This is a genomic window from Microbulbifer sp. (genome assembly GCF_051659245.1).
Taxonomy (GTDB): domain Bacteria; phylum Pseudomonadota; class Gammaproteobacteria; order Pseudomonadales; family Cellvibrionaceae; genus Microbulbifer.
Genome location: NZ_JBOFOC010000163.1, coordinates 23,127 through 29,662, shown reverse-complemented (window position 1 = coordinate 29,662; position 6,536 = coordinate 23,127). Strand labels below are relative to the sequence as shown.

4 protein-coding genes are annotated in these 6,536 nt (G+C 63.5%); all 4 read right to left on the bottom strand.

The window, feature by feature from the left end:
• Positions 1 to 43 precede the first annotated feature (43 nt).
• The 4 genes from carB to rimK all read right to left on the bottom strand — a co-directional run bounded on the left by carB (position 44) and on the right by rimK (position 6,463).
• Positions 44 to 3,274 (bottom strand): carbamoyl-phosphate synthase large subunit, encoded by a 3,231-nt coding sequence (gene carB / locus ACRC0P_RS15960; RefSeq protein ID WP_438632294.1) that lies wholly within the window; start codon positions 3,272 to 3,274, stop codon positions 44 to 46.
• A 139-nt stretch (positions 3,275 to 3,413) separates the two neighbouring features.
• Complete coding sequence (gene carA, locus ACRC0P_RS15955) at positions 3,414 to 4,547, bottom strand: glutamine-hydrolyzing carbamoyl-phosphate synthase small subunit (protein WP_438632297.1); 1,134 nt, start codon at positions 4,545 to 4,547, stop codon at positions 3,414 to 3,416.
• Between the two features lie 309 nt (positions 4,548 to 4,856).
• Positions 4,857 to 5,444 carry a YfiR family protein gene (locus ACRC0P_RS15950; RefSeq protein WP_438632293.1) on the bottom strand — a complete coding sequence of 196 codons (588 nt, stop codon included), beginning with the start codon at positions 5,442 to 5,444 and terminating at the stop codon, positions 4,857 to 4,859.
• A 98-nt stretch (positions 5,445 to 5,542) separates the two neighbouring features.
• A complete protein-coding gene (rimK, locus tag ACRC0P_RS15945) occupies positions 5,543 to 6,463 on the bottom strand; it encodes a 30S ribosomal protein S6--L-glutamate ligase (protein ID WP_438632296.1) in 921 nt (306 codons plus the stop codon).
• Positions 6,464 to 6,536: the final 73 nt, after the last annotated feature.

Genomic DNA, 6,536 nt, shown 5'->3' with positions numbered 1-6,536 from the left:
GGGCGGCCATCCGCCCCGCCGCTCCTACAAAAAGGCGCAAGCCTTATTCAGGGAGCTTGACCACCTGCTGGTGCAGGTCCTGCAGGCGGCGCACCTTGAGCGGTTCGCCGATCTGCATCGCCAGGGCCATGGCCTTGGCCGCGGCCAGCGTGGTGGTGTAGCACACCTGGTGATTCTCCGCGCTGCGGCGGATATCGGCGGAATCGCGAATGGCCTGGCGCCCCTCTGTGGTGTTGACCACCAGGGCGATCTCGTCGTTTTTGATCATATCGACAATATGGGGCCGGCCCTCGCTCATCTTGTTGACGGTTGTAACGGGAATATCGCTCTCTTGCAAGACCCTGGCAGTGCCGCGGGTGGCGACCAGCTCGAATCCGAGCCCGGCCAGGTCCCGCGCAACGCTCACCACGTCGGGCTTGTCGAAGTCGCGCACGGAGATGAACACCTTGCCGGACTCCGGCAGGGTGTCGCCGGCGGCGAGCAGGCCCTTGTCGAAGGCCTCGGCAAAGGTCTCGCCCACGCCCATGACCTCGCCGGTGGATTTCATTTCCGGGCCGAGGATGGGGTCCACTTTGGGGAACTTGTTGAACGGGAATACCGATTCCTTGACCGAGAAGTAATCCGGCACGATTTCCTTGGTAAAACCCTGTTCCGCCAGGGTGGTACCCGCCTGGCAGCGCGCGGCGATCTTGGCCAGGGAGGTGCCGATGCACTTGGATACGAAGGGCACGGTGCGCGAGGCGCGGGGGTTCACCTCGATCACATAGATCTCGCCGTCCTGGTAGGCCAGTTGGGTGTTCATCAGCCCCACCACGCCCAGTTCGCGAGCCATGGCCTTGACCTGTTCGCGCATGCGGTCCTGCACTTCCGCCGGCAGGCTGTAGGGCGGCAGCGAACAGGCGGAGTCCCCGGAGTGAACGCCGCACTGTTCGATATGCTGCATGATTGCGCCGATCACAACATCCTGCCCATCGGATACCGCATCGATATCCACCTCGATGGCGGCGTTGAGGAAGTTGTCCAGCAGCACAGGGGCCTCGTCGGACACCTGCACCGCCTCTTTCATGTAATTCAGCAGTTCGTCTTCCTTGTACACGATCTCCATGGCGCGGCCGCCGAGCACGTAGGAGGGACGAACCACCAGCGGGTAGCCCACTTCCTTGGCGGCCTGGATCGCCTCGGAAACCGAGCGCACTATGGCGTTCTGCGGCTGCTTGAGCCCCAGGCGCATAATCATCTGCTGGAAGCGTTCGCGATCCTCCGCGCGATCGATCTGCTCCGGGGTGGTACCGATGATCGGCACCCCTTCGTTGGCCAGGTAGCGCGCCAGGTTCAGCGGCGTCTGGCCGCCGAACTGCACGATCACCCCCACCGGCTTTTCCTTGCGCACGATTTCCAGCACGTCCTCCAGGGTCACCGGCTCGAAATAGAGGCGGTCGGAGGTGTCGTAATCGGTGGAGACGGTCTCGGGGTTACAGTTGACCATGATGGTCTCGTAGCCGTCCTCACGCATCGCCAGCGCGGCGTGCACGCAGCAGTAGTCGAACTCGATGCCCTGACCGATGCGGTTGGGACCGCCGCCGAGCACCATGATCTTCTTCCTGCCGGACGGGTTCGCCTCACACTCCTCGTCGTAGGTGGAGTACATATACGCGGTGCTGGTGGAGAACTCGGCCGCGCAGGTATCGACGCGCTTGTAAGAGGGGAATACGCCCAGCTTGTGGCGGAATTCGCGCACGGTTTTCTGGCTGACGCCGAGCAGGTCCGCCAGGCGGCGGTCGGAGAAACCTTTGCGTTTCAGGTAGCGCATCTGCTCGGTGGTGAGCGCCGAGGTGGGCAGGGAGCGCAGGGGCTCCTCGATCTTGATCAGTTCCTCGATCTGCACCAGGAACCAGGGGTCGATGGCGGATACTTCGTAGACTTCCTGTACACTCATCCCCATGCGGAAGGCGTCGCCCACATACCAGATGCGCTCGGCACCGGGCACCGAGAGCTCGCGGCGCAGGCGCTCCTGGGCGCCGTCCTCATTCGGGTCTATCTTACGCTCCAGGCCGAAACTGCCCACCTCCAGGCCGCGCAGGGCCTTCTGCAGGGACTCCTGGAAAGTGCGGCCGATGGCCATCACCTCGCCCACGGATTTCATCTGCGTGGTCAGGCGCGCGTCCGCCTCGCCGAACTTCTCGAAGGTGAAGCGCGGGATCTTGGTGACCACGTAATCGATGGTGGGCTCGAAGGAGGCCGGAGTGGCACCGCCGGTGATATCGTTCTGCAGTTCGTCCAGCGTGTAGCCCACCGCCAGCTTGGCGGCCACCTTGGCGATAGGGAAGCCGGTGGCCTTGGAAGCCAGCGCCGAGGAGCGGGACACCCGCGGGTTCATCTCGATCACCACCATGCGCCCGGTTTCGGGGCAGACGCCGAACTGCACGTTGGAACCGCCGGTCTCCACGCCGATCTCGCGCAACACCGCGATGGAGGCGTTGCGCATCAGTTGGTATTCCTTGTCGGTCAGGGTCTGCGCCGGGGCCACGGTGATGGAGTCGCCAGTATGCACGCCCATGGGGTCGAAGTTCTCGATGGAGCAGACGATGATGCAGTTGTCGTTCCTGTCGCGCACCACCTCCATTTCATATTCTTTCCAGCCCAGCAGCGACTCGTCGATCAGCAGTTCGTTGGTGGGCGACAGGTCGAGGCCGCGCTTGCAGATCTCCTCGAACTCGGGCCAGTTATAGGCCACGCCCCCGCCGGAGCCGCCCATGGTGAAGGAGGGGCGGATGATCACCGGGAAGCCGAACTCCTCCGGCACCTTCTTCGCCTCCTCCAGGGAGTGCACGATCTTCGCCCGCGGGGTCTCCAGGCCGATGGCGCGCATGGCCTTGTCGAACAGGTCGCGGTCCTCGGCCTTTTCGATGGCGTCTTTGTCGGCACCGATCAGCTCCACACTGAACTTTTCCAGCACGCCGTGCTTGTCCAGATCCAGTGCACAGTTGAGCGCCGTCTGGCCGCCCATGGTGGGCAGGATGGCGTCCGGGCGCTCCTCCTCGATGATCTTGGCCACCGTGCGCCACTCCACCGGCTCGATATAGGTGGCGTCCGCCATGGAAGGATCGGTCATGATGGTGGCGGGGTTGGAGTTCACCAGGATCACCCGGTAGCCCTCCTCGCGCAGTGCCTTGCAGGCCTGGGCGCCGGAATAATCAAATTCACAAGCTTGACCGATGACAATCGGACCGGCACCGATGATCAGAATGCTTTTGATGTCTGTACGTTTTGGCATCTTTCTTCCGTTTCACACCGGCCTATGCCGGCAGATAAAGTGACTGTCTCTGGCGTAGGATGGGCAAAGGAGCGCAGCGACATGCCCATCACCTGAAACCGATGGGCACGCTGCGCTTTGCCCATCCTACGGCCGGCCCCTAGCGGCGCACCTTCATCAACTCGATAAACTGATCAAACAGCGGCGCCATATCGTGCGGCCCCGGGCTGGCCTCGGGGTGCCCCTGGAAGCTGAACGCCGGTTTGTCTTTCAGGCGGATACCCTGCAGTGTGCGGTCGAACAGGGACACGTGGGTCACTTCCACATTCTCCGGCAGGCTGTCCGCATCCACCGAGAAGCCGTGGTTCTGGGCGGTGATCATCACCTTGCCGGTCTGTAAACACTGCACCGGGTGGTTGCCCCCGTGGTGGCCAAACTTCATTTTTGCCGAGCGGCCACCCACCGCCAGGCCCAGCAGTTGGTGGCCGAGGCAGATGCCGTAGGTGGGGATGCCCACCTCGAGAAATTCCCTGATCGCGTCGATGGCGTAGTCGCAGGGCTCCGGGTCGCCGGGGCCGTTGGACAGGAAGATGCCGTCGGGGTTGAGCGCCAGCGCCTCGGAGGCCGGAGTTTCCGCCGGCACCACGGTGACGTCGCAGCCCCGGTCCACCAGCATACGCAGGATATTGCGTTTGACTCCGTAGTCGTAGGCCACCACTTTGAAAGGCTGTTCCGATGCGGCCCTGTGGCCCGCGCCCAGCTCCCAGGTGCCCTCGTTGAACGGGTAGCTCTGCCTGGTGGAGACCACCCTGGCCAGGTCCATGCCCTTCAGGCCGGCGAACTCCCGCGCCTTGGCCAGCGCCGCTGCGCTGTCGATGTTTTCCCCGGCGACAATACAGCCGCTCTGGGCACCGCCGTCGCGCAGAAGGCGGGTGAGGCGGCGGGTGTCGATATCGGCGATACCGACGATATTGCGCTCCCGCAGGTATTCGTCCAGCGACTGCTTCTTGCGGAAGCTGCTGGCCAGCAGCGGCAGGTCGCGGATCACCAGGCCCGCGGCCCAGACCTGATCGCATTCCTCATCTTCCGCATTGGTGCCGGTATTGCCGATATGGGGATAGGTGAGAGTCACTATCTGTCGGGCGTAGGAAGGATCGGTGAGGATCTCCTGGTAGCCGGTCATGGAGGTATTGAAAACCACTTCGCCAACGGCGCTGCCGTGGGCGCCGATGGCGCGCCCGTAAAATTCGCTGCCGTCTGCAAGTATCAGCAGAGCTGGCGTAGTGTGGGGCATCAGGGGCTCCGGCGTGGGGGCGGTTTTATTCAAATTGATCTCCAGTGAATGCTGTTTACCCGAGATGTGCCGCATTTGCGGGGTGCCAGGCTGACCGGGCCCTGGAGGGTCCCCGAGCTGCCTTCGGCAGGGCGCAGGCGTACCCTATAAAAAAGCGAGATGGCCTCTCAGCTCATCTCGCTTTTTTAAAAACTTTGTTCACGCGCGGCTCTCGTTGTGTGACCGGCGGAGGACCCGCCAAACCGGGCGCAGATTCTACGCGAATTTTACCCTTCGCGCCAGCGGGCCGTACCGGGCGTGCGGCCCGCTCTACTCAGGCTCCCGACTCAGGCGAAACAGGCTGTTGCCCATTTTCAGCTCCGCCCGGTCGAGCATGGTCTTATTCAGTTGCAGGGCGATGGTGTCGCCGTTGCCGGTAAAGCCGATGATACCGCCGGCGGCGGCGAAACGCTCGATATCGCTGATGGTGAGGACGGGGAAGAACTCCAGGGCACCCACTGTCTTCATCAGGCTTTCCCTTTCCATATGCCCCAACACCACTATCTGGCAGCTGCGCGCCCGCAGCAGTTCGCCGAGGTTCACCTGCTCCAGCTCCACGCGACGCCCGTTCACCCGCTGGTGCTTAAGGCGCTTCGCCAGGGGTGCGCGCAGGCGGTCATCGCCCATGACACAGATACGGAAAGGGGCACCGGTGCCGGAAAACACCTGGATGGGCCACTGCAGATGGTGGGCGAAGTGAACGATGTAGTCGACCATCACCCGGCGCCCGGCTTCGGAATCGGACAGCAGGGTGCCGGCGCGGCTACCGGTGGCGGCCACCGCCGCCAGCAGTACCGTCAGGTGGAGCACCACCAGGCCGGAGATACGCAGGTAGATGCGGTATTGCCTAGGAATCATACCTTTGAGCCCCGTTGACCACCCTGGAAAACAGTCGTTGCGCCGGGCACTTTGCCGCGGCGCTCTCAAAGGTTAGTACCGGCGGGAAGGCGTCGCCATCAGGGGAGAGGGGGCGGGGTTTCCTGTACCGCCAATGATCGCCATTTGAGCGCCTTTTCAATGGCCACGATCATACTGCCGGCCACATCCTTGCGGGTGGCGCTCTCGATGCCCTCGAGCCCCGGTGAGGAATTCACCTCCAGCAGCAGCGGTCCCTTCTTGGAGCGGATGATGTCCACCCCGGCCACCTTGAGCCCCAGGACCTTGGCGGCCTTGGACGCCAGGCGCTTCTCCTCGGCGGTGACCTTGACCACCGAGGCGGTACCGCCCTGGTGGATATTGGCCCGGAACTCGCCCGGCGCCGCCTCCCGCTGGATGGCCGCCACAACCTTGTTGTCGATCACGAACAGGCGCAGGTCGCGCCCCTGGGCCTCGCGGATAAACTCCTGCACCAGCAGGTTGGCCTTGAGGGATTTGAAGGCGTTGATCACCGACTCCCCCGCCTTGCGGGTTTCCGCCAGCACCACGCCCCGGCCCTGGGTACCCTCCAGCAACTTCACGATCAGCGGCGCGCCGCCCACCATTTCGATCAGTTCGTTGGTGTCCACCGGCGAGTTGGCGAAACCGGAAATGGGGATATTCAGGCCGTTCTGCTGCAACAGCTGCAGGGAAAACAGCTTGTCCCGCGACTGGCTGATGGCCGCCGAACCGTTGAGGGCGAATACGCCGATGCTCTCGAAGTGGCGGGTGAGTGCGCAGCCGTAGAAGGTCTGACTGGGGCGAATCCGCGGGATCACCGCGTCCAGGTTGTTGAGGATGCGCCCATCCCGGTAGTGCACTTCCGGCTCTGTGGGGTCCAGCTTCATATAGCACTGGCGGATATCCAGGAAGCTCATGCGGTGGCCGCGCTCGGCACCGGCCTCCATGATGCGCTGGTTGCTGTACAGGTCGGGATTAGAGGCGAGCACGCCGATACGCAGGCCGGTGCCGGCGATATGGTGCTCGTCGCGGTAGTACTCCTCCAGCTCGCTGGCGGGCAGGTCCCCGAGGCAG